Origin of the sequence: Sorangium sp. So ce302 (genome assembly GCF_051530145.1) — a bacterium.
GTDB classification, from domain to species: Bacteria; Myxococcota_A; Polyangia; order Polyangiales; family Polyangiaceae; genus Sorangium; species Sorangium cellulosum_B.
The window spans coordinates 6797475-6819547 of the sequence record NZ_CP150326.1 but is presented as its reverse complement, the minus strand read 5'-3'; the positions used below and the strand labels follow the sequence as shown (position 1 = coordinate 6819547).

Here is a 22073-nt window from a genome sequence, read left to right as displayed (position 1 = left end):
GTTTGATCATGTTCACGAGAGTCCGCGCAGGTCTGATGCTCGCCGCTGCCTCGCTGGCGCTCGCGGTCAGCTCGACCGCGGCAGCGAAGCCGTACAAGGGCGCAGAGCTTTACTCGGCCCAGAGCTATCTTCACGGTCGCATCGAGATGCGCATGCGCATGGTGCGCGGGAGCGGCATCCTGTCGACCTTCTTCACCTACAAGAACGGCTCAGAGATGTCCGGCGCGTTCTGGGAGGAGATCGACATCGAGGTCTTCGGGAAGGACAACGCCCGGAGCTGGCAGTCCAACATCATCACCGGGATGGGCACGAGGGTGACGTCGGAGGGGGTGCACGACGCGGGCGTCTCCCTCGCGGACGGCTATCACACCTACGCGCTGGAGTGGACGCCGGACTACGTGGCCTGGAGCATCGACGGGCGAGAGATCAAGAGGTCGACGGGGGCGCAGGTGACCGCCCTGAAGAATCCCCAGTCTTTCCGCTTCAACACGTGGTCCTCGGATGCCACCGAGTGGGTCGGGCCGTTCGACGATTCCGTCCTCCCGCAGCACCAGTTCGTCAACTGGATCAAGTATTATCGCTACAACAACGGGGGCTTCGAGCTCGCGTGGCAGGACGACTTCAACTCCCTGGACAGCGCGCGATGGAGCAAGGCGGACTGGACGTTCGACGGGAACCGCGTGGACTTCGACCCGCAGAACGTGACGGTGAAGGACGGCACGCTGGTGCTGTCGCTGACACGGGAGGGGCAGACCGGGTTCACCGGAAATGTGCCCCGCGATGAGGACACCGGGTCCGGCGCCGGCGCGGGTGGGGCGGCGACGGCGGCCAGCTCCTCCGCCAGCGGCGCGGGCGGGGCGGAGACGGCGACCTCCTCTGGCAGCGGCGAGGGCGGGGCGGCGACGGCGGCCAGCTCCTCCGGCAGCGGCGAGGGCGGGGCGGCGACGGCGGCCAGCTCCTCCGGCAACGGCGTGGGCGCGGCAGGGACGGCTGCCAGCTCCTCCGGCAGCGGCGACGCGTCGGGCGAGGGAGGTGGGGCCGGCGGACCCCTGCCGGACGAGGAGGCCTCCGACGGCGGTTGCGGGTGCGTCGTCGCCGGAGCCAGCGCCACGACGAGCTCGTGGGCCGCGGCGCTCGCCGTGGGGCTCTCCGCCCTGGCGATGCGGCGGCGCCGGCCCCGCGGCTGACCTCATCAGGAGGCTCGAAGGCGCCGCGGGCGGGGAGGGCGCCCTCGCCGCCGCGGCCGTGACGAGGGCGGCGCCGCGGGGCGCCGCTAGATCTTCTCCCAGCGCCTGCTCTCGGCGGACCGGAACAGCGCGTCGATGACCCGCATGTTGCCGACCGCGACCTCGATCGAATTCTCGACCGGGCCGCCCGTGCGGATGGCGCGCGAGAACGCCTCGCTCTGCAGGTGGTACTGGTCGACGACGGGGAACGAGGTGACCTTGGCCGAGCTGCAGTTCAGCGTCGAGCCGTCATCGAGGAAGATCTTGCACGGCCGGTCGGCGGGCGCGTTGAACGGGATCTCGATCTCGATGCGGCCCTTGGTGCCGAGCGCGTTCACGCGCTGGTAGGCCACCGCCTGCGTGCTGCAGGTGAACGTCAGGTGCGCGCCGCCGTAATCGAGCAGGCCCGAGGTCAAGCGATCGGTGCCGAACTCGGGATCGCGCTCGACGAGCACCATCGCCCGCACGGGCTCGCGTCCGAACAGCAAGCGCGACGTGTTCACCGCGTAACAGCCGATGTCGTAGAGCGCGCCGCCCCCGACCTGCTCCCTGTTGCGGATGTTGGTCGCGTCCCGGTTGAAATACGAGAACGCCGCCTGGACGCTGACCAGCTCGCCGATCCGGCCGCTTCGCACCCAGTCCCTGGCCTGCTGCCACTGCGGGTGATAGCGGACCATGAACGCTTCGGCGATCCGCTTGCCCGTCTCGTGCTCGACGTCGACCAGCGCCGCGGCGTCCTTGGCGCTGAGCGCGATCGGCTTCTCGCACAGGACGTGCTTGCCGGCGCGGGCCGCGCGCGCCGACCACTTCACGTGCAGGTGGTTGGGCAGCGGGATGTAGACGGCCTCGATCTCCGGGTCGTCGAGCAGCTCATCATAGCTTCCGTACGCCTTCGGGATCCCGAGCGGCTCCGCGGCGGCGCGCGCCTTGTCGATGTCGCGCGACGCCAGCGCGGCGACCTGGGTCAGGGGCCCCAGCCTCATGCTGGGCAGGCTGACCTTCAACGCGAAGTTGCTCGCCCCGAGGACGCCCCAGCGCACGGGGGTGATGGATTCGCTCGACTTCGGATCTTGCGCGGATGTGGACATGGACACCTTGCAGCGCGCGACGCTGGCGGCCGACGGCGCGTCTGAGAACGCTCGACGTGAATCGACCCGGCGGGTCAGCCCAGGGGCCGGAAGGAGAGCGCCCGCCCTGCGCGAGGAGCGGAGAGGGCGAGAGCAGGGCGCGGCGCCTCAGAAGGCGTCGTCACGGTGCTTCGCCTCGTGCTCCACCCTGCACAGAGCCGTCTTGATCCAGCCCCTGTATCGGACAGGCACTCTGTCCTTTGTCGCCGCAGCTGAAATCCTTCCCTTCGGCAACCGATGCGCGGACGTTTGCCGTCCCGCCCGCGGCCCATGCTGCGCCCGCAAAGCCGCCTGCAAACCCGAAGGCAAAGCCAGTGCCGACGCTCATCATCACGGCACCCATCAGCTTCACGCTCATCCACATCCGATGTCTCCTGATCAAGGAAGGGGCAAGCTCAGCCGCATGATCGCAGCTCGGAGACGGATTGTGATCGTTCACATGATGGGGGTCAATCAAAATTGACCGGTGCGCAGCCCTCCTCGGCCTCGATCGATACGTGGCGGCGGCCGGCGATACGTGGCGGCGGCCGGCGATACGTGGCGGCGGCCGGCGATACGTGGCGGCGGCCGGCGATACGTGGCGGCGGCCGGCCGCGGCGCCCGCGTGAGCTGTCACACGAGCTTGGCTTGTGCGAGATCGTGGGTTCCGGGGAGCCCGGAGGGGGCTCTTGCGTTGCACCGGCTCGGCCTCGACCCGGATGCGCCCGGGTCTGGAGCACCCCGCCAGCGTCGTCCTCCCTCGGGCTCGAGGGGGCCCGCGCGCCCGTCGATTGGCGTTGACTCCTCGGATGTGATCGTTCACATTGCGCTCAGGGGCGTCCTTTTGCTTCGCCCTCGGTGGGGCCTCCTGCGCGCCGAGATCTTCGTCTTCTTGATCGGTCCCGGTGCCGATTCCGTTCGCTCGGCCGTCGCTGAAGCGATTGCCAATCGATGGTGCTTGGTGTCTCGCCAGAGGTGATCACCAGAGGCCACGACAAGCCTTGCTGATTCGATGGCTGTCGTGAACCCCTAGGTGCTGTTCGCTGGAATTTTCTTGGGAGTCCGGCGAAGCGGCCGGATGGCAACTTCGGGGGCGGCGTGACCTATGTTGCGGCGGGCTATGCTCAGCCCCTCCTCGGACGCAGCAGTGTCATCACACAGGCCCCGTCCTGGTTCTGGTGCTCCAGGCTCCATCACGCCGGGCGAGATGGGCTCCGTGATGCGAGCGCCTGCTCTGAGGCATGGTCGCGAGATGTGGGTCCCCGCGCGTCGTCACCCCCCTTGCATTATCGGAGAGCAAGATGAAGAAGCCGTCATGGCACGAGCTCCGTTTCTCGAGAGAAGTGGCCGCAGTTTGCGCGCTCGCGTTCGCTGCCGCGTGCACGGGCGCGCTGGGTGACCCGACGGAGGGCCCTGGGGAGTCCTCTTCCTCTGCCGGGGGAGATGGAGCGTCGACGGGCTCGGACCCGCCGCCGTTCCAGCCCGCGGCCGGGATGCTGCGCCGTTTGACGAGAACGCAGTTCCGCAACGCCGTGCGCGACATGTTGGGTGTCGAGGTCGATATCCACCAGCTCGACGCCGACAGCTGGAACGGGAACTTTGCGGTCGTCGGCGCCGCGACGGTCGTGACCTCGGAGCGAGGCGTCGAGCAGTACCACGCGGCCATCGAGGGCGCCGTCGACGCGGTGTTCGCCGATCCCGCGAGGCGAGACCAGTTCATCGGCTGCGCGCCCAGCGGCGCGGAGAACGACGCTTGCGTGCGTGGCTTCATCGAGGCGCTGGGGCTTCGCGCGTGGCGCCGCCCGCTCGAGGCCGCCGAGGTCGACCGGCTCGCGGCCGTCGCCACGAAGGCCGCGGCCGAGCTCGAGAGCGCCGTCGAGGGGACCCGCTGGGCGACGGTGGCCCTCTTCACGTCCCCGAACTTCCTGTATCGCCCGGAGCTCGGCGCTCCGAGCGCCGACGGGTCGCTTCGCTTGACGGGCTACGAGATGGCGTCCCGGCTCGCGTTCCTTGTGTGGAACAGCCTGCCAGACCAGGAGCTGCTCGACCAGGCCGCGAGCGGGGCGCTCGGAACGGTGGAGGGGATCCGCGCGGCGGCGACGCGGCTGCTCGAGGCGCCCGCCGGGCGCGAGGCGGTCGGCGCCTTCGCCGAGGAGTACATGCGGCTCGATCGGATCAGCACGCAGGCAAAAGACACGGCGCTCTTTCCTGAGTATAGCCCCGCGCTGCGAGCGGCGATGGTCCGCGACATGCGAGGCACCTGGGAGGTCCTCGCGTTCGACGATCGAACGAGCGCGCTCGACCTGTTCTCGACAACGAAGGTCGTCGTCAACACCGAGCTGGCCCAGCTCTACGGTCTCGACACGGCCGGCCTCGGCTCGGGCGCCTTCGAGGTCCGCTCGTTGCCCGCGGACGGCCCGCGCATCGGGATCCTCAGCAAAGCGGGCTTCCTCTCGCAGTTCGCGAACCAGAAGGAGGGCTCTCCCACCTTGCGCGGCAAGTTCATGCGCGACGCCCTCATGTGCACGCCCATCCCGCCGCCCCCAGGCGACGTCGCCCTCGAGCTCCCGGAGCCGCCTGCGGACAAGCCCCTCACGAAGCGTCAGCGCCTCGAGATCCACCGGACCAAGCCGGCCTGCGCCGGCTGCCATTCGTACATGGACCCGCTGGGCCTGCCGCTCGAGACCTTCGACGCGATCGGCCGCTTCCGCACGACCGACCACGGCCTGCCGATCGACCCGAGCGGCGAGTTCGACGGGGTGCCGGTCGCCGACGCGCGCGCGCTCGGCGTGACCCTCAGCTCGGACGCCTCGGTCGCGGAGTGCCTCGTCCGCAAGTACTACACGTATGCAGCGGGTCACGAGGAGAGAGACGTGGACGAGCGCGTGCTGGACGCGCTGACCGCCTCGTTCGAAGGGTCGGGGTACAAGCTGCGCGAGCTGGTCCTCGACGTCGTGACCAACGACGCTTTCTCGTCCGTCGCCCCCCAACCCTGATCGCAGGTACCCCCAATGACGAACAAAGCTTTGAGCCGACGAACTGTTCTCCGGGGCATGCTGGCGACGGGCGCCGCCGTCACCATCCCGCTCCCCTTGCTGGAGATCATGCTGAACGAGAGCGGCACGGCGCACGCTCAGACGAAGACGCCGGTGTCGCCGCTCTACGTCACGTGGTTCTTCGGGAACGGCACGCTTCCCGGTCGCTGGAAGCCGACGCGCACGGGCTCCGGTCAGGCCTGGGAGCTCAGCCCCGAGCTCCAGCCGCTCGCGGATCTCAAGTCGTACCTCACGGTGATCAGCGGCCTCGAAAACAAGCTCGTCGTATCCGGCGTCGAGCACCCCACGGGGTCGGCGGGGGCCACGACCGGCGCGCCGCTCAGCGGGAACGCCGTGCGGGCCGCTTCCATCGACCAGGTCGTCGCGAACGCCATCTCGGAGGGGGCGCCGTACCGCTCTCTCGAGGTGGGATTGACGCCGGCGACGCCGGGCGGCCCTCAGGACTCGCTGCATACGGTCTCGCACAGGGGGCCGAACGCGCGCAACAACCCGGAGTTCGATCCGAAGGCCGTGTTCAATCGATTGTTCATGAACGGCTTGCCCGAGCCCAGCGACGACGGCGCGGAGCAGGCCGCGAAGCTCGCGAACGTCCGGAAGAGCGTGCTCGACTCCGTCCTGCAGGACGGCGCGAGCCTGAAGCAGCGGCTCGGGGCGGCCGACAGGCATCGTATCGAGGAGCACCTCGAGTCGATCCGCGCCATCGAGCAGCGCCTCGAGACCATGCCGTCCGGCGGCGGCGCGACGGCGGCGTGCAAGAGCCCGACGGCCCCCACCGCCGGCAAGGACTCGCAGAGCGAGGCGCCCCCTGCGGTGAACGCCGCCATGGTCGAGCTCTCGGCGCTCGCGCTCGCCTGCGAGAGGACCCGCGTGCTCTCGTTCATGTTCTCGCTGCCCGCCGCGCACGTCTATTACCGGCACCTCGCGCAGGACATGAACGACGACTTTCACGACACCATCTGCCACGGAGATGCCGGGGATCAATCGAGCCAGCCTCGCGTCGACAAGGGCGTGATGTACACGATGCGCTGCCTGAACGAGTTCTTGACGAAGCTCAAGAACACGCCGCACGGCAGCTCGAACCTGCTCGACAGCTCGCTCGTGTACGTCACGTCCGACACCGCCTGGGGCAAGGTGCACACGAGGACGGAATGGCCGGTGCTCTTCGCCGGGAAAGCCGGAGGGCGGCTGCGCGGCGACGAGCACCGCAATTTCCCCGGCGACAACCTGAGCAAGGCGCTCCTGACGGTCGCCCAGATTATGGGCTTGAACGTGACGGAGATCGGCGTCGATGCGGGGCGGGTCACGTCGCCGCTCGCGGGCATCCAGGTCTGAGCGCGGCGTCGCCGCGTCTGGAAGAGGCGCTCGGCAGGCGCTCGCCGACCTGCCCGCGCCGCCCATCGTCCACGGATCGAGGACAACCCACCTCGCGATCGAGCGGCCGCTGCGCCTCGTCTAGACCGACGAAGCGAGGCTGTCCGAAGGTCTGAGCCGCATTCACACCACGTTCGTGGCGCCGCGTTTGGCCCCGATGCGAGGACGAACGGGTCCACCCTTTCGCCCACGTGCGCGGTCCACGTCAACGTGACGGAGGGCTCGCTCGATGTGCCGTTCGTCAAAGGCGAGTGAGGCTCACCGGCACGGGAAGTCGTCGAAGCGGCCGCAAACGGATAGGTCGGTGCGGCCAGCGCCTACGGATAGATCCCACGCGATCGCCGAAGGCGTCCCGACGTATGGCTCGATCGTCAGCGTGCCAATGAGGGGATCGGGCTGCAAGCCCCTGGCGGCCAGCGCCATGCCGTGCGGCGTCTCGACACCGAGCGTGAACGTTCCCGGTTGCCCGTCCCACCTCACGATCCCGAACACGAGCACATCGTCCAAGACGTCCGCCGCGGGCAGACAGCCGGAGCCCCTCGGCGAGATCTCCACGAAGAGCGTCGAGTCGGCGGTCTCGTCGCCGCAATCGATATAGCTGTAGACCCGATCGGGCGGCACCGTCCAACCGGGTGATGAGGACGAACTGCTTGTATCGCTGCTTCCGCCGCCTGGCGCTGACGTGCCGCCGTCGCCGTCGCCGCCGCCGCCGCCGTCGCCGTCGCTCGCGCGATGGCCGTCCTCGCGAACGACGACGGTGCTGTCACAGGCGCTCGCGAAGAGGAGCGCACCCAAGAGGACCACCCACACCATGAGGGCCATCTTAACACGCGCGAAGGATCCCAGCGAGGGGCGCCCCGCAGGCTGTGGCTGTGGGGTGAAGGGGGCGATTTCAATGAGTGAAGACGTAGTTGATTTGGCGTTGCTTTTCCCGGAGGTGGTGGAGCGCATAAGGAAATGTTCTCTCGGCTACAGCGTGGCTGTACGAGACGCGAGCAGCAGCGAGGGCTTCACTTCTCGGAAGCCGTTTGCTGTGGAGCACCGAACAGGTTGAAAGTTCCCTGTGTTCAATGCGTTGCGAGGCCCGACCGACCTGCCGGGAAGCAAGCTCCAAGAGAAAGGAACGCGGGAAAGAGGGGTACCGGTAGAGCAGCGGGCGGCCGGCGTTTCCGCCGGCTCCCCGCTGCGCTACCGGTTCGTCTTCCCTTCTATTGATTTTCTCGGGACTCCGACGTGAACAGTGTTCTAGCGAACCGCCTTCAACAGGCCGAGGCGGTACGGGAGCTGCGAGTATTCGCCGCCCGAGCTGGGGTTGCGTCCCTGATACAGGAACTGCAGATTGCAGGTGTCGATCGTCGCGGTTTCGTCGTTGCCATCGCGCACCAGCTCGCCATGGCTGACGTCGTCGCTCCAGTCAGCCACGCCTGGCGCGTAGGTGACGTTGTTTTGACCTGCGAACGGCGTGTTCCAGGTATGCGCGAGCGGGGTCCACGCGCCGTCGAGGCGATCCGCGGTGAATGAGCGATAGAACCTGGCGCCCGTCGGGCCGATGGCCTCGATCACGGTCAGGTACTTGTTCATGCCCTTGATCTTGTACGTGGAGCTCCCCTCGAACAGATTGTTACGATTCGAGTCCTGAAGGGCGATCGAGACCGGGCCGAATCCGTTCGGGAAGTTCTGCACTGTGGTCTGGCTGCGGTACATCCGGCCGTCGTCGCCGGTGAAGAAGAGGTAACAGTTGGCGCTGTCGCAGATCACCCAGTAATCGATGGGCAGGCTGGGCATGCCGGCGGGCGTGGACGCGAAGAAGTTCTGGGGCCTGGTCCAGGTGTCCGGGCGGCTCGGGTCGCTGGTCGTGGAGAACTGCGGCGGCTGCGATTGATAGATGAGGTACCACTTGTTCTGAGGCCTGAAGAAGAACATCTGCGGCGCGCACCGATAGCCGCTGAAGCCAGGCGTGCGATCCATGTAGTAATGCGATGCGGACGCGGCCTGGGGCCAGTCGGTGAAGTTCAGGTAAGTCATCTGCCAGTTGCCGGCGGTGTTCGCCGTGGTGGCGTAGATGTGCCATCGATCGTTGAAGAAGGAGACCGTCGGATCCTTGATGGACACGATATTGTGAGTCGCGTCGGACTTCGGGCTCACCAGCGCGCCGCTCGACTGCCAGCGGAAGGTGGTGGGCAAGCCGCACCCTTCGCCGCCGCCACTGCCGCCGCTGCCGCCGCTGCCGCCGGTGCCCCCCGTGCCGCCGGTGCCTCCCGTGCCGCCGGCGCCGCCGGTGCCGCCGGTGCCAGTGCCCGAGTTCACGGGCGTGATCCGGAATTGCTGGTTGGTCCCGCCGTTCGATGTCCATTGAATCACGGCGGTGCCGTCCGCGGTGCCGCGGCCGTAGACGTCCAGGGACTTGCCGCTGTTGCGTGCGGTGAGGCGCACGACGCCGCTGGCGACGTCCGTGAAGGACCACTGCTGGTTCTCCCCGGTCCAGCAGGAGTATTGCTGGATGCGGGCGCCGTCGCTTGTGGAGGCGCCCGCGACGTCCATGCAACGGTTGCTGTTGACGTTGCGGATGCGATAGTAGCCGCCGCCCGCCGATTCCATGCGGAACTGTTGCCGCGTCGAGCCGTTGCAGCTGGCGATCTGCAAGGCGGCTGCGTCCGCGGTGCTGCCTCCGGCCACCTCGACGCATTTTCCACTCTGGACGCCGACGATCGTGTAGGTCGCCGCGGTGTCGATGGTGACGCTCTCGGCGAGCTCGTCGAACTCGGGGCCGTCTTCATCGAGCTGCTCAGCGGAGACGCACGCGGCCGTGGCGGCGAGCGTCGTGAGCAGCGACCATCGTCTGAATCGGATTCTCATCATCATCCCCTCTGTTCAAAGGCATACGAAGCGGGAAGCAAGAACCATGGGAAGGCGCCCGGGATCGGCCGCGCAAGCGCTGGCCTTGCGGGTCGACTCCGTCGATCTGCGACCGAGCCGACGAGCCTGCGCGGCGATCTCCGGGCGCGTGGATCTCCGTGAACCGCGCGTGAGCGCGTCCGGCGTCAGCGCCCCAGGTAGCTCATCAGCCAGGACATGGCGGGCCGCATCTGGCCGCTGCTGCTCATGAGTCCTGAGTTGGCTACCCACGTCTGGCCGCTGATGTACCCCCACAGCGTGATGCCTTTCACGCTCGGATGGTCGTAGAACATGGGGAACTGGCTCTGCATCACGTTGAGCTGCTGCGTGTCGTTCGCCAGGTTGATATCGTACTCGGTGATATAGACCGGTAGGCCGGTGCCGGCGAGTCGGTCGAGGAAGCCCTTGACGGTGCTCGTGTTGAGCTTGTACGCGTCGTGAGCCTGAGCTCCGATGCCGTCGATGGGAGCCCCCGCCGCCCGGATCCGATTGACGATATTCAGCGTGTTCTGATTGTCACCGCTGTACTCGATGTTGTTGTAGTCGTTGAGCAGCAGCTTGGCGTTCGGGCAGTACTGCCGCGCCCACTTGAACGCTTGCACGATCCAGTCGTAGCCGCTCGAGCCCGCGCCGCCGAGGGCGTTCATGTACGACGGGGTGGTGTGCGGGGGCGGCTCGTTCACGACGTCGATGACGGCGACGTCCGGGTAGCGCTGGCAGAACGCCTGGATCCACTCCTCGACCTCTGCGCGTTGCTCGCTCTGCGACAGATTGGCGATCCAGCCCGGCTGCTGGGCACCCCAGATCAGGGTGTGGCCCTTGTAGGGAATGCCCTTCTGGCGAGCGTAATCCCGGACTCGGTCCATGCCGGCCCAGTTCATGACGTCCCGCGTGGGTTCGACGGAGCCCCATTTGCCCTCGTTCTCCGGGCTGATCTGGTTCCAGTACCGGGACAGATCCGCTCGCACCTGCCCGCCGGTTGTGATGTTGCCGACGAACTTGCCGCCTGCCCCGCCGCCGCCGGTGCCGCCGGTGCCGCCGGTGCCGCCGGTGCCGCCGGTGCCGCCGGTGCCTCCCGTGCCGCCGGCGCCGCCGGTGCCGCCGGTGCCAGTGCCCGAGCTCACGGGGGTGATCCGGAATTGCTGGTTGGTGCCGCCGTTCGATGCCCATTGAACCAAGGCGGTGCCGTCCGCGGTGCCGCGGGCGTAGACGTCCAGGGACTTGCCGCTGTTGCGTGCGGTGAGGCGCACGACGCCGCTGGCGACGTCCGTGAAGGACCACTGCTGGTTCTCCCCGGTCCAGCAGGAGTATTGCTGGATGCGAGCGCCGTCGCTTGTGGAGGCGCCCGCGACGTCCATGCAACGGTTGCTGTTGACGTTGCGGATACGATAGTAGCCGCCGCCCGCCGATTCCATGCGGAACTGTTGCCGCGTCGAGCCGTTGCAGCTGGCGATCTGCAAGGCCGCCGCGTCCGCGGTGCTGCCTCCAGCCACCTCGACGCATTTTCCACTCTGGACGCCGGTGATCGTGTAGGTCGCCGCGGTATCGATGGTGACGCTCTCGGCCAGCTCTTCGAACTCGTAGCCGTCTTCATCGAGCTGCTCGGCGGAGATGCACGCGCTGAGCGCGATCGTCGTCAGCAGGGTCCAGCGTTCAAATCGCATTCTCATAAGGTTCTCCTGTACTTAAGCGGGAATGTCGTAGTGGCGTGAAAGCGGCCCCTTCGACGCGTAGATAAGTTGTTGAGTTGGCGTCGCTCTCCCGTGGAGCCGGATCACATGGAAAGATGTTCTGTCAACCCAGGGCAGCTCCCGCAGTTGGGGCTTGACGTCTCCGAAGCGTTTGGATCTCCTTCTCCCCCCCGACACGCCGGTCGAGGTGTGCCTGGTCGAGCCGGTGTCGGCCGAGTCGAGCCCCGCGCGCGGGTCGTCGTCGGACGTGCCGACCCCCCTCGGGGCGACGTCGTCGCCGGCGCTGGGGCTCAGCGCGCCGAAGAGCTCGGTGGAGATCGAAGTCTCATGGATCAGCCCACTGGCCCGCGTGGCCCGTTCTCGTGGAGATCTCAGTGCGCATGACCACCCTTCCGATGCGAAGCAAAAGAATAGCGACGAGTGCCAATGTGAGCGCTCACATCTCCGATGTCAATCGCCGATGGCGGTTGCGTGAAGACGACTCCTTCGATTCATGGGTAAGTTATTGATATGGTGTCATTTTTTCAGGGAGGCCGGATTGCGTGGAAAAATGTTCTGTCGATCCAGGGCAGCTTCCGCAGTTGGGACTTGACGTCTCCGGAGGGTTTGGACTTCCCTCTCCGCCCCTCCACATTGGACTTCCTTCTCCCACATCGGGTGTCCCTCGTTCCCTACATTGGGGTTCCTTCTCCCCCAACGAGCGCGAGCTGCGCCGCGCGCAGACGCCGCTCGTCCCGTGGTGCCGGGCCAGCCGCTCGTTCACGAAGGCGAGCGGCGCGGTGAGCCGCGCTTCGTTTCACGGGCCTGACGCGGTGGTGCCACGTCGTCCTTGTCACGTGGTGGGCTGTCGCCGCCGGGGGGCGGCGCGGGCTGCGCCGTATCACCCCTGTCACAGCTGACACGTGCCACACCGGTCAGTGTGGCAGGCACCCGGCCGCCGCGCGTGTGCGCGCCGGCGCTCCCGGAGGAGGGGGTGTCCTCTGGGCGGTAGGGGACAGAGCGCGAGATTCATCGGACATGGCCGCGTGTCTCGCGATATCGCGGCGTGTCATCGCTGCTGGCCCCGCTCTTGCCATGTCCTGCAGTGAAGGCCGCCGCGACGCGCTGACGAGCCGACACGCCCGCGGGGTGGCCCGCGGGCGCGCGGCATTCGTCGTGATCGAGGGTGTGTCGCGCGCCGGCCGCCGCGCGGGCGCGAGCCCGCGCTCAACCGACGTAGGACCGAGGAGAATGACCATGACCTTGAATTCGATGCTCCGTGATGTCTCGATGGTTCGCACCGCCCGCCGCGCCGCGGCCCTCGCGCTGGGGCTCTGCGCCCTCGGCGGCTGCGCCGCGGGGCAGGAGCCGGCGGACGAGGCGGTCAAGGAGGGGCTCGCCCCGATCACGAGCCTGCAGCTCTCGAACGGCGCCGAGGTTCATTTCTACGAGCCGGAGGAGGGCCGCGTCCTGGCCTTCACCACCGGCGAGCTCGACGAGTCCATGGAGCGGCTGCCCCCCGTCGCGCTCTACGAGGCGCTCTCGCGAGAGGCCGCGCCGCCGGCGCTGATCGCGGCGCAGGACCGCATGGACGCGGCCCGGCTCGCGGGCGGCGCGCGCCGCGCCGCGATCGCGCCCGACGTGGACGTGGTCGAGGAGGCGACGCCGGCGCCGGCGCCGGCGCGGCGACCGAGCGCCGGAGAGGAGCTCGGGACCGCCGCGCAAGCCCTGACGGCGAGCGATTTCGTGGCGAGTTATTGCAGCGCGAGCAGCGTCGATTTCGATTATTGCTGGACCGACAGCAGCGTCGGCCGCACGGTCACGGTCAACGGCACCAAGTGGTATCACGCCCACGTGGACTCCACCTCGGGCACGGTCCAGATGGCGGTGTACTACAGGAACATGTGGGGCAACGATGTCCTGGTCTTCCTCCGGACCGTCACGTCGACGGGGGGCGTGTTCTCGTACGAGACAGAGAACAACGATACGTACACGGTCGTCATCTCGCAGGTGGACCCCGGCAACACCTATCATCTCTCGGTCCACGGCGATCAGTAGGCGGCGGCCCGCCGCGCCCTTCCGCGCGGCGAGCCGCCCAGGCGAGATCGGCCGCCCCCGGGCCGGTCTCGCCTGGGCGCACCCTCGCGGGGACGATACCCTGGGCGAGGATGGAGCCCATCTTCGTCCTGATGATCATCTCGGGGATCGCGGGGCTCGCGCGCTTCTCCGCGTACGCGCGCAACGACGCGCGGCGGGCGGCCGAGGCCCGCTGGCGGCTCGCACGGCCCATGTGGCAGCGCGCGGCGGCCCTCGTCGGGGGGGAGTTCCGGTCGGGTCCAGGCCCATCGGGAGACCCGCGGATGCAGATCTCCGTGGTGCTCGACAGCGTCGCGCTCCTCGTCGACCACGACGTCGATCGCAGCGGCGCGGCCGTCGTGCGCTACAGCACCCGCATCACGGGCACGGTGAGCAACCCGTCGGGCCTCAGGCTCCGGGTCAACGAGCAGCAGCTCGACCGGCCGAGCGGCGGGCGTTTCCGGGCGCGGCGGGTGGACGCCGGCGACCCGGCGGAGGACGGCGCCTTCGTCGTGCAGGCGAGCAGCCCGGCGCTCGCGCGCTGGTGGCTCACGCGAGAGCTGCGCGAGGCGCTCCGCGCGGCGACCGAATACCAGCTCACGCTCGAGTCGCACCGGCTGACCGCGCTCCGCGCCGGGCTGGAGGACGACGCCGAGAAGCTCGCGAGCGCCATCCGCGCCGCGGCGCTCGTCGCCGGCCGCGGCCGGGCGCTCGCGAAGGAGCTGCGGGCGCTCTCGCAACAGCTCGGCGGGCGCCTCCTGTCCGGCGCCGGGACCACCTCGTCCGGAGGAGGCATGACCATCGAGCTCGAGCACCGCGGCCGGCGCCTCACCGTGGCGTTCGGCCGGGATGGAAGGCGGGGGGCGTTCGGCACGCAGGTGCGCGTCGCCCGCGCCGCGTCCCCGTCGGAGCGGTTCATCGTGAAACGCCGGGCCAGGCGCGGGCCGGACCGGGTGAACTCCGGGCAGCCCGACGACGGCGGCCTGTCGCGGGCGTACGAGGTGCAGGCCGACGCGCCGGACCGGGTGGCGTGGCGCCTGACCGACGAGGTGAGGCGCGAGATCGCCGCGCTCCGCCCGGCGGCCGTCGTGGGCGATGAGGCCGCGGTCAAGCGGGTGTTCGGCTGCATCGAGACGGGGCGCGGCCGGATCGAGCGCGCGATCGCCGTCGTCGCTGCGCTCGCGGCGCCCGCGCCGCAGGGGCCCTACCGCTGACGGCCCGGCGAGCCGCCCTGCCAGCTCGGGGCGCTGCAACAGGACGACCAGCGCGTGCGCTTCGCGCGCCTGAGCTTGCTCCACTGGCTGGCGGGGCGTGATAGATCGTGGGCCTGCGGCATGCAGCCTCGGGTCGATTCGCTGGCGCCTCCTCCGTGCGCGGCCTGCCAGGGGCGGAGAGGGGCAGGATGAGCGCGGGTCGGGACGAGCCGTCGACGCTGGTCCGCACCCGGCGGCGCGCCGGCTGCGCCGCCGAGCCGCGGCCGTTCCTCTTCCTCGTCTTGCAGTGCCAGCGGCCGATGGATCCGCCCGCGCGGCTGGCGCTCGACGGGGTCGACGAGGTGCGGTTCGGGCGAGGCCCGGTGCGCTCGATCGACCGGCGGACCGAGGCGGACCGGGCGCTGCTCGACGTGCGCCTCGAGGACGGCTGGGTGTCGTCCCGGCACGCGCGGATCACGCGCGACGGCGGCCAGCTCTGCCTGGAGGACCTCGGCTCGACGAACGGCACCTTCGTGAACGGCGTGCCACGGCGGAGCGCGACGCTCGCCGAGGGGGACCTGATCGAGCTCGGGCACACGTTCTTTCTTTTCCGCGAGGTCGCGGTGCCCGACGAGGCGGCGAGCGACGCTACCCAGGCGGCGGATCCGCCGTTCGGCCTCGCCACCTTCTCGCCCGAGCTGGCCGAGCGCTTCGCCTCCCTCCGGGCCGTCGCGCCCGCGCCCATCCCCGTCGTCCTCCAGGGCGAGAGCGGCACCGGCAAGGAGGTCGCCGCGCGCGCCGTCCACGCGCTCTCGGGGCGGCCCGGCCCGTTCGTCGCCATCAACTGCGGCGCGCTGCCCGAGAGCCTCATCGAGTCCGAGCTGTTCGGCCACAAGAAGGGCGCCTTCTCCGGCGCCGCCGAGGACCGGCCCGGCCTCATCCGCGCGTCCGACCGCGGCACGCTCTTCCTCGACGAGATCGGCGATCTGCCCGCGGCGTCGCAGACCGCGTTCCTGCGCGTGCTGCAGGAGTCGGAGGTCGTCGCGGTGGGCGCGACGCGCCCCGTGAAGGTCGACCTCCGCGTGGTCGTGGCCACGCACCGCGACCTCCCTGCGATGGTCGAGCGCGGCGACTTCCGGGGCGATCTCTTCGCGCGACTCTCGGGCTTCGTGCTCGAGCTGCCGCCCCTGCGCAGGCGCCGGGAGGATCTCGGGCTGCTCATCGCCGCGCTGCTCCGCCGCGCCGCCCCGGACCGGGCCGCGTCGATCTCGCTCGGCTGCGAGGCGGCGCGCGCGCTCCTCCTGCGCGAGTGGCGGCTCAACGTCCGCGAGCTGGAGAAGTGCCTGGCGACCGCGATCGTGCTCGCCGGCGGCGGCCGGGTGGAGCAGGGCCACCTGCCGCCGCCCGTCGTCGTGCCGCGGAGCAGCCACCCGCCCGAGGCCTCGAAGCCCGACGCCCAGCCCGCCGAGCGCCAGCGGCCCGCCGAGGAGGACCAGCAGCGGCGCGAGGCGCTCATCCGCCTCTTCCGCGAGCACCGCGGGAACGTCAGCGCCGTGGCGCGGGCGATGGGGAAGGGGAGAACGCAGATCCACCGGTGGATCGCGCGTTATGGCATCGAGCCAGGCGACTACAGGGACGGGTGAGCGCGCGGTGGGTCGGCCGCGCGGCCGCGCGCTGACGCGGCGGCCGCCGCTCAGGGACAGAGCGGCGGGTTGATGGACAGCGCGCCGCCGGGCAACACCGGCGCGAACGGGGAGAACGGGAAGTCCCGGACGACATCCGACGGGTGGTTGAGAAACACCGTGATCGGATGGCGCCAGGTGCCCCCGCCGCCCGCGCACTGCTGGAAGTCCCTGTCGCCCTCCACGAGCTCCCCGTCGTCGACGGAGCACTGGTCGAGCTGCGGACAGTCCGCCACGAGGTGCGATTCACCGCAGGCGCCGACCGGGGTCGCGACGCAGTCCACCTCGCCCTCGGCGCCGGCGCAGAGGCGTTCCCCCACGTACGCGGCGTGATCGCTCCAGTATTCACCCGTGCAGGCGAAGGCGTTCCGATAGATGGCCTGCCCGGACTCCTCCTCTCTGGGGGCCGGAGCACGCTCGAATTCGCCGTTCTCTGTCACTTCGTTCATTCCCGCCTGGAGCCGGGGGTGGAGGGGCTGATTGCCCCACAGGTTCCCGTAGAACGCGCCCTCGCGCCAGGCGAAGACGTCGGCCTCCGCCGCTGGATACACCGCGTCGCGGAACGTCGCCTCGGCGATGGAGACGGCGCCGGGCGGCGGCGGGGGGCTCGGCCGCGGGCGGCTCGCGACGCTGAAGCGGCGGTGCTTCTGGAGCATCGCGGCGACTCCGGCCGGCGCGGAGAGGCCGGCGCGGCCGCTCGTCCGCGGGCCGCTCATGAGGCTGAAGTAGGCGCTTTGAGGGCAGACGAAGCGGAGCGCAGGCTCGGTGCGCCCGCCGCAGCGCACCTCGCGCGGATCGATGAGATCGGGTGAGCCGGCGTCGCAGCCGCGGATACCGCTGCAGACGCGAAGCACCGTATCGCTGACGGGCAGCCCGGCGGCGCTCGCCGGGTCGTCGGCGCAGTCGGTCAGGGGCGCTTCGCCGGTCGCGATGAACACGGTCGAGCCCGGGGTGCAGGAGCCGACGTTCTGGGCCGTCCATCCACAGTTGCGCGACGCGCCCTCGGAATCGATCGCGCACCGCCTGAAGCTCGGAATGGTGTCACCGTCCTCCGTCTTCGTCACCACGCGGACGGAGGGCGCCGGCGTGAGGAGCCCCGGCCGGTGCTCCGGGAACGCCTGGCCTCGCAGCGAGACGGTGATCGAGCGGCCCAGGGCGTTCACGAGCGAGAGCATGCACGCCGAGACGAGCTGCTGGCACTTCGCTCCCACCGGGCCCACGGCCCAGGCAGGGCAGATCCCGATCTCGCCGTCGAATGTGAATTCCTTGCCTGTCGACGTGTCGGTATACGACACGCTCTGGCCCCTCTCGAGGGCGCAGGAGACGAGATAGTCCATCACCTCGCGCGTGGGCTCGTGGCGGAGCTGGCGGCGGAGCGCGGGGTAGGGGCCTGTGTCGGCGTAGCTCTCGGTCGCGAGCGGGACGGACACCATGACGGGATTGGCACGCGGGTTCGCGATCAGCGCGTTGCGGGTGAGCGCCTCGGCGGAGAGGCCGTTGCCCCAGACGCCCTGCACCGCGTCCGCGATGGCCGCCACCAGCTCGTTGGCCGACCCGCCGCTGGCCGGCCCGCCGCTGGCCGGCCCGATGGCCGACCCGCTCGATGAGCCGCTCCCCGCGGGCGCCGCGCGCGGCGGCCCGTCGAGCGGCGAGGCGTCGTCGCCGACGCCGGCGCAGCCCGCGCCGGCGCTGGCGAGCCCGAGACAGAACACAAGCAGCCCAGGGATCCGGTAGATCATCACGCGGTCAGGTTCCTTTCTCGTGCTGGCGAGCCGGATCGTCGGTTCACGCTTCGCCGCTCTATCCCGGCGAGAGGAGCGCGCGCTCGATCTCGTCGAACCGCTGCTCCCAGAAGCCCGCCGAGATCGCCCTTGCGTCCCGCACGAGCGCCAGCGCCTCGTCGGCGGCGCCCGCCCGGAGGGCCGAGAGGGCCGCGCTGTGAAGCGCCTCGGCGTGCTCGTGAAGGATCGCGGTCTGCCGCGCCTCGTCCACGAGCGCGCGCCATGCCGCAGCGTCGAACCGACCGGCCGCCCGGTCGTCCAGAGCCTGTTGCACCAGGCGTGCCAGCGTCCGGGCGCAAGGGGTGAGGTCGGGTTCGGGGAGGCTCGCGCGGGCTTCGGCCAGGTGGCGGGCCGCCTCGTCGTGCTCGCCCCGGGCGACGTGGATGCGGGCGAGGAGGAGGACGTCGTCCGGCGAAGGGCGCTGGTTGAAATAACGCCGCTGGAGGTCGAGGCTGCGGCGCGCGAGCGGGAGGGCCTCGTCCGGCGCGCCCAGCCAGTACCGCAGCTCCGCCAGGTTCAGCGTGGCCCAGCGCTCGAGCTGGGCGTGGCCGAGCTCGCGGGCGAGGCGGACGGCCTCCCGCTGGTCCGCGACCGCGCGCCCTTCCTCCCGCCGCTTCACCCACATGAAGACGCGGTTGATGTACGCGGTGCACAGGTGGAAGACGTCGCCGGCGCGCAGGCAGGCCTCGACGACGGCCTCGGCGTGGCGCTCGGCCTCGTCGAGCCGGCGGGCCATCGAGAGCGACGCGACGAGCACCAGCCGGGCGATGACGTGCGCCTCGTGGTCGCCGACGGCGAGCGCGCCGCGGGCGGCCCGCTCCAGCTTGGGGATCCCCTCGTCGACCCGCTGGTCGCGGCAGTCCGAGCGGCCGCCCGCGAGCAGGCAGCGCGCGTCGAGGCGGGCGTCGCCGAGGCCGGCGCAGAGCTCGGCGGCGCGCGCCGCGATCGCCGCGGAGGCGGGGAAGTCCTCGAGCCAGTCGAGCGCGGTCGCCTCCTCGAGGAGGAGCTCGGCCGCGCGGGCCCGGTCGCCCGCGGCCCCGGCCAGCGCGCGGGCGGCGCGCAGATCGGCGAGCGACTCCTCGAAGCGCTGCAGGCGGTAGCGCGCGCGGCCTCGGCCCGCGAGCGCGCGGGCGCGGGCGTCGGGGTCGTCGCGCTCGAGGAGGCCGGCGAGGCGCAGGGCCGCGGTGAAGCGCTGCTCGGCCTCGACGACGTCGTGCCGGGCGAGCGCCTCGTCCGCGAGCTCGGCGTGCGCCGCCGCCGCCGCGGCCAGGTCTCCCGCGGCGGCCGCGTGGCGGGCGATCCGGGCGCGCGCCCCCGCGGCGCGCGGCGCGCCGAGGAGGCCCTGGAGGACGGCGGCGTGCAGCGCGCGGCGGCGGGCGGGCGGGATGCGCGCCTCGACGGCCTCGCGCAGGAGCGGGTGCCGGAAGGCGTAGCGCGGCGGCGACGCCGAGCGCGCGACGAGCACGCCGGCCCTGGCGAGGCGCGCGAGGCCGACGCCCGGGTCCAGCGCGCCGGCCGGCGGCGGCGCGTCGGTGGCGCGATCCAGCGCCCGCAGGGCGGCCTCGAGCTCGGCCGGGGAGAGGTCGTCGCCGAGGATCGCCGCGCGCTCGAGCAGGTCCACGAGCGGCGGCGGCAGGGCGGCGAGCGCGCGCTCGGCGAGGCGCTCGCCGAGCGGCGCGGCCGACAGGGAGAGCAGCTCGTGCGGCGCGAGCGTCCAGCCCTCGCCGCCCCGGGCGCGCTGGATCGCGCCGCCGACGCGCAGGGCGCACGCCACCTCGACGAGGTCGCGCGGGACGCCGCGCGCCAGCGCGTGGAGGCGATCGAGCACGGCGCGGGGGACGAACTCGACGGGGCGGAGGCGGTCCTGGAGCAGCGCGCCCGCGGCCTCGGCGTCGAGCGGGCCGAGGTCGAGCGCCACGCGGCGGGCGGCGCGCTCCCCGAGCGCCGGACGGAGCGACGCGATCGACGGCCGCGCGGCGAGCACGATCGCGAGGCGCGCCGCGCTGCCCTCGGCCGTGGCGAGCTCGATCGCGTCGAGCGCGGACGCGTCGGCGAGGTCGGCGTCGTCGAGCAGCAGCGCGAGCGGCGCGGCGGCCGCGAGGGCGGCCGCGAGCGCGCGGGCCTCGGCGTGGCGGCGCGCGCCCGGCGCCCCGAGCAGCGGCGCGGCGGCCGGATCTCCCGGGGCGAGCCGCCCAAGGGCGAGCCCGACGGCCGGCCAGGCGCGCGCGGCCTCCGCCGCGCCGAGCCGCTGGACGAGCGCCTCCCGGGCGCTCGCGTCGCGCTCGCCGCTGGCCGGCAGATCCAGGGCCGCGCGCAGGAGCGCGACGAGCGTCGCGCCGTGCTCGGCCGCCTCTGGCCGGAGCGCCGCCGCGGCGTGCACGGCCGCGCCGCCGGCGTGGAGCGCCGCCGCGAGCGCCCCGAGGAACCGGCTCTTTCCGTGCCCTTCCGCGCCGAGCGCGGTGACGAGCGCCGGCCCGCCGCCGGCGAGCGCCTCCTGCGCGGCGGCGAGGGCCGCGCAGAGCGCCGCGTCGCGGCCGCGCAGGGCGGTCTCGCCGGGCTCGTCGGGGGGCGCGTGGCGCGGTGAGGGCGGGGTATCGCGCAGGCCGTCCGCGAGCGCGCGCCGCGCTTCGGCCGTGAGGATCGCCTGCGGCATGGCGTCCGCGTCGCCCGGGCCGGCCCCCCAGGTCTCCGCGTCCTCGAGCGCAGCGCCTGCGAGCGTGACGCCGTGCGTGCCCTCGCGCACCCGGAGCGGAGCCAGGTGGACGACGAGGGGTGGCTCCGCTGCGCCGGCCGCGGCGAGGCGCTGGGCCACCCGCTCCGCCGCGCGCACGCCGTCGCCTGGTGCGTCGGCGGCGGGGAAGGCGAGCACCATGCGCTCCCCGCGAAAGCGCGCCAGGATGCCGCCTTCGGCGCGGGCGATGTCGACGAGCGCGTCCGCGCGCTCCCGCGTGCGCAGGGCGAGCAGCGCCACCGCCCGGCGCGGGTCGGTGGTGGGAGCGGGCGCGCCGGAGGAAGCCGCGCGCCCTCGGGACGGGGCGACGCGCGCTTCCAGCGACGCCGCGAGCGCGCGCGCCACGTCGCTGGCGCGGGCCGGGCGGGCCTCGGGGTCCTTCGCGAGGCAGCGGAGGACCGCCTCGTCGGCGCCCTCCGGCAGCTGCGCGAGCGACGACGGCGGGTCGGGGCGGCGCGCCACGTGGGCCTGCCGCACCTCGGCCGCCTCGCCGACGAACGGCGGCCGGCCGGTGAGCAGCTCGAAGATCATCGCGCCGAGCGCGTAGATGTCGGCGCGCGCGTCGACGGCGCGCGCGCCGAGGCACTGCTCCGGCGCCATGTACGCCGCCGTCCCAAGGATCGCCCCGGTCTGCGTCAGGTCGGGGCCGAGCGCCGCGCGCGCATCGCCGCCGGCGCGCGCCTGCGCGGCCAGGCCGAAGTCGATCAGCGCGACCTCCCCGCCCGGCCGCAGCCACACGTTCTCGGGCTTGAGATCGCGGTGCACCAGCCCGGCGTCGTGCGCCGCGTCCAGCGCGACCGAGAGCGCGCGCGCGATCGCCGACGCCTGCTCGATCGGCATCGCGCCGGTGCCCGGCAGGTCCGCGAGGCAGCGCGCGAGCGAGCTGCCATCGAGCCGCTCCAGCACGAGGAACGGGCCGAGCTCCCCCGAGCGCCCGCGGCCGAGCAGCGCGGGGACCAGCGGCGGCGCGAGGCGGGCGAGCGCCGCGGCCTCCCGCTCGATCCGGCCGTCGTCTTGCCGGCGCGCCACCTTGAGCGCCACGGCGCGGCCGTCGCCCTCGCGCGTCGCCGCGTAGACGCGCGCGAACCCACCTTGCCCGAGCAGCCGCTCGACACGGAACCCTTCGACGAGGAGCCCGGGCACCAGCGGCGGCGGATCCTGCTCGAGCGCCTCGTGCTCGCGCTCGTCGGCGCTCGTCACCGGCGATGAGGCCAGAGGGTGCGCCGGGCACGCGGCGCCGGCCCGCGCTGGGAGGCGGCGATGGCACTCGGAGCAGCGCATGGGGC

The 22073-nt window shown here is 71.5% G+C and carries 13 protein-coding genes; 6 read left to right on the top strand and 7 right to left on the bottom strand.

Annotation, left to right across the window (positions count from 1 at the left end; all coding sequences use genetic code 11):
* Positions 1–8: 8 nt before the first annotated feature.
* Positions 9–1187 carry a family 16 glycosylhydrolase gene (locus WME73_RS25670; protein WP_437739019.1) on the top strand — a complete coding sequence of 393 codons (1179 nt, stop codon included), beginning with the start codon at positions 9–11 and terminating at the stop codon, positions 1185–1187.
* Positions 1188–1273: 86 nt separating this feature from the next.
* On the opposite strand, the gene WME73_RS25665 is transcribed toward WME73_RS25670, so the two are convergent.
* Both WME73_RS25665 and WME73_RS25660 read right to left on the bottom strand, forming a co-directional pair.
* Entirely contained in the window at positions 1274–2314 is a 1041-nt protein-coding gene (locus WME73_RS25665; protein ID WP_437911228.1) for a Gfo/Idh/MocA family protein, read from the bottom strand.
* 160 nt (positions 2315–2474) lie between these two features.
* Positions 2475–2711: a hypothetical protein gene (locus tag WME73_RS25660; RefSeq protein ID WP_437739017.1), complete on the bottom strand. Its 237-nt coding sequence runs from the start codon at positions 2709–2711 to the stop codon at positions 2475–2477.
* Between the two features lie 922 nt (positions 2712–3633).
* Between WME73_RS25660 and WME73_RS25655 the strand changes: the two genes are divergently transcribed.
* Positions 3634–5328, top strand: a complete 1695-nt coding sequence (locus WME73_RS25655) for a DUF1592 domain-containing protein (RefSeq protein ID WP_437911227.1) — start codon at positions 3634–3636, stop codon at positions 5326–5328.
* A 57-nt stretch (positions 5329–5385) separates the two neighbouring features.
* Entirely contained in the window at positions 5386–6720 is a 1335-nt protein-coding gene (locus WME73_RS25650; RefSeq protein WP_437911226.1) for a DUF1552 domain-containing protein, read from the top strand.
* A 297-nt stretch (positions 6721–7017) separates the two neighbouring features.
* Here WME73_RS25650 and WME73_RS25645 read toward each other — a convergent pair whose 3' ends face one another.
* From WME73_RS25645 to WME73_RS25635, 3 genes are all read right to left on the bottom strand, one after another.
* The gene (locus WME73_RS25645; protein ID WP_437739014.1) at positions 7018–7710 is read right to left on the bottom strand and encodes a hypothetical protein; all 693 of its coding nucleotides are present in this window, start codon (positions 7708–7710) and stop codon (positions 7018–7020) included.
* 294 nt (positions 7711–8004) lie between these two features.
* Positions 8005–9615 (bottom strand): non-reducing end alpha-L-arabinofuranosidase family hydrolase, encoded by a 1611-nt coding sequence (locus tag WME73_RS25640; RefSeq protein ID WP_437911225.1) that lies wholly within the window; start codon positions 9613–9615, stop codon positions 8005–8007.
* A gap of 185 nt (positions 9616–9800) precedes the next feature.
* Positions 9801–11324, bottom strand: a complete 1524-nt coding sequence (locus tag WME73_RS25635) for an endo-1,4-beta-xylanase (protein WP_437911224.1) — start codon at positions 11322–11324, stop codon at positions 9801–9803.
* Positions 11325–12581: 1257 nt separating this feature from the next.
* Here WME73_RS25635 and WME73_RS25630 point away from each other — a divergent pair.
* The 3 genes from WME73_RS25630 to WME73_RS25620 all read left to right on the top strand — a co-directional run bounded on the left by WME73_RS25630 (position 12582) and on the right by WME73_RS25620 (position 16236).
* The gene (locus WME73_RS25630) at positions 12582–13382 is read left to right on the top strand and encodes a hypothetical protein (RefSeq protein ID WP_437911223.1); all 801 of its coding nucleotides are present in this window, start codon (positions 12582–12584) and stop codon (positions 13380–13382) included.
* 110 nt (positions 13383–13492) lie between these two features.
* On the top strand, positions 13493–14614 hold the full coding sequence (locus WME73_RS25625; RefSeq protein WP_437911222.1) for a hypothetical protein: 1122 nt from the start codon (positions 13493–13495) through the stop codon (positions 14612–14614).
* 188 nt (positions 14615–14802) lie between these two features.
* The gene (locus WME73_RS25620; protein ID WP_437911221.1) at positions 14803–16236 is read left to right on the top strand and encodes a sigma 54-interacting transcriptional regulator; all 1434 of its coding nucleotides are present in this window, start codon (positions 14803–14805) and stop codon (positions 16234–16236) included.
* Between the two features lie 50 nt (positions 16237–16286).
* On the opposite strand, the gene WME73_RS25615 is transcribed toward WME73_RS25620, so the two are convergent.
* Together WME73_RS25615 and WME73_RS25610 are read right to left on the bottom strand one after the other, a co-directional pair.
* The gene (locus tag WME73_RS25615; RefSeq protein WP_437911220.1) at positions 16287–18017 is read right to left on the bottom strand and encodes a hypothetical protein; all 1731 of its coding nucleotides are present in this window, start codon (positions 18015–18017) and stop codon (positions 16287–16289) included.
* A gap of 58 nt (positions 18018–18075) precedes the next feature.
* The gene (locus tag WME73_RS25610; protein WP_437911219.1) at positions 18076–22068 is read right to left on the bottom strand and encodes a protein kinase domain-containing protein; all 3993 of its coding nucleotides are present in this window, start codon (positions 22066–22068) and stop codon (positions 18076–18078) included.
* Positions 22069–22073 lie beyond the last annotated feature (5 nt).

Coding starts and splice junctions, on each gene's coding strand:
- WME73_RS25625 (WP_437911222.1), top strand. CDS start 13,493: ATGGAGCCCATCTTCGTCCTGATGATCATCTCGGGGATCGCGGGGCTC.
- WME73_RS25610 (WP_437911219.1), bottom strand. CDS start 22,068: ATGCGCTGCTCCGAGTGCCATCGCCGCCTCCCAGCGCGGGCCGGCGCC.
- WME73_RS25660 (WP_437739017.1), bottom strand. CDS start 2,711: ATGAGCGTGAAGCTGATGGGTGCCGTGATGATGAGCGTCGGCACTGGC.
- WME73_RS25640 (WP_437911225.1), bottom strand. CDS start 9,615: ATGAGAATCCGATTCAGACGATGGTCGCTGCTCACGACGCTCGCCGCC.
- WME73_RS25620 (WP_437911221.1), top strand. CDS start 14,803: ATGAGCGCGGGTCGGGACGAGCCGTCGACGCTGGTCCGCACCCGGCGG.
- WME73_RS25635 (WP_437911224.1), bottom strand. CDS start 11,324: ATGAGAATGCGATTTGAACGCTGGACCCTGCTGACGACGATCGCGCTC.
- WME73_RS25650 (WP_437911226.1), top strand. CDS start 5,386: ATGCTGGCGACGGGCGCCGCCGTCACCATCCCGCTCCCCTTGCTGGAG.
- WME73_RS25645 (WP_437739014.1), bottom strand. CDS start 7,710: ATGCGCTCCACCACCTCCGGGAAAAGCAACGCCAAATCAACTACGTCT.
- WME73_RS25630 (WP_437911223.1), top strand. CDS start 12,582: ATGACCTTGAATTCGATGCTCCGTGATGTCTCGATGGTTCGCACCGCC.
- WME73_RS25655 (WP_437911227.1), top strand. CDS start 3,634: ATGAAGAAGCCGTCATGGCACGAGCTCCGTTTCTCGAGAGAAGTGGCC.
- WME73_RS25665 (WP_437911228.1), bottom strand. CDS start 2,314: ATGTCCACATCCGCGCAAGATCCGAAGTCGAGCGAATCCATCACCCCC.
- WME73_RS25670 (WP_437739019.1), top strand. CDS start 9: ATGTTCACGAGAGTCCGCGCAGGTCTGATGCTCGCCGCTGCCTCGCTG.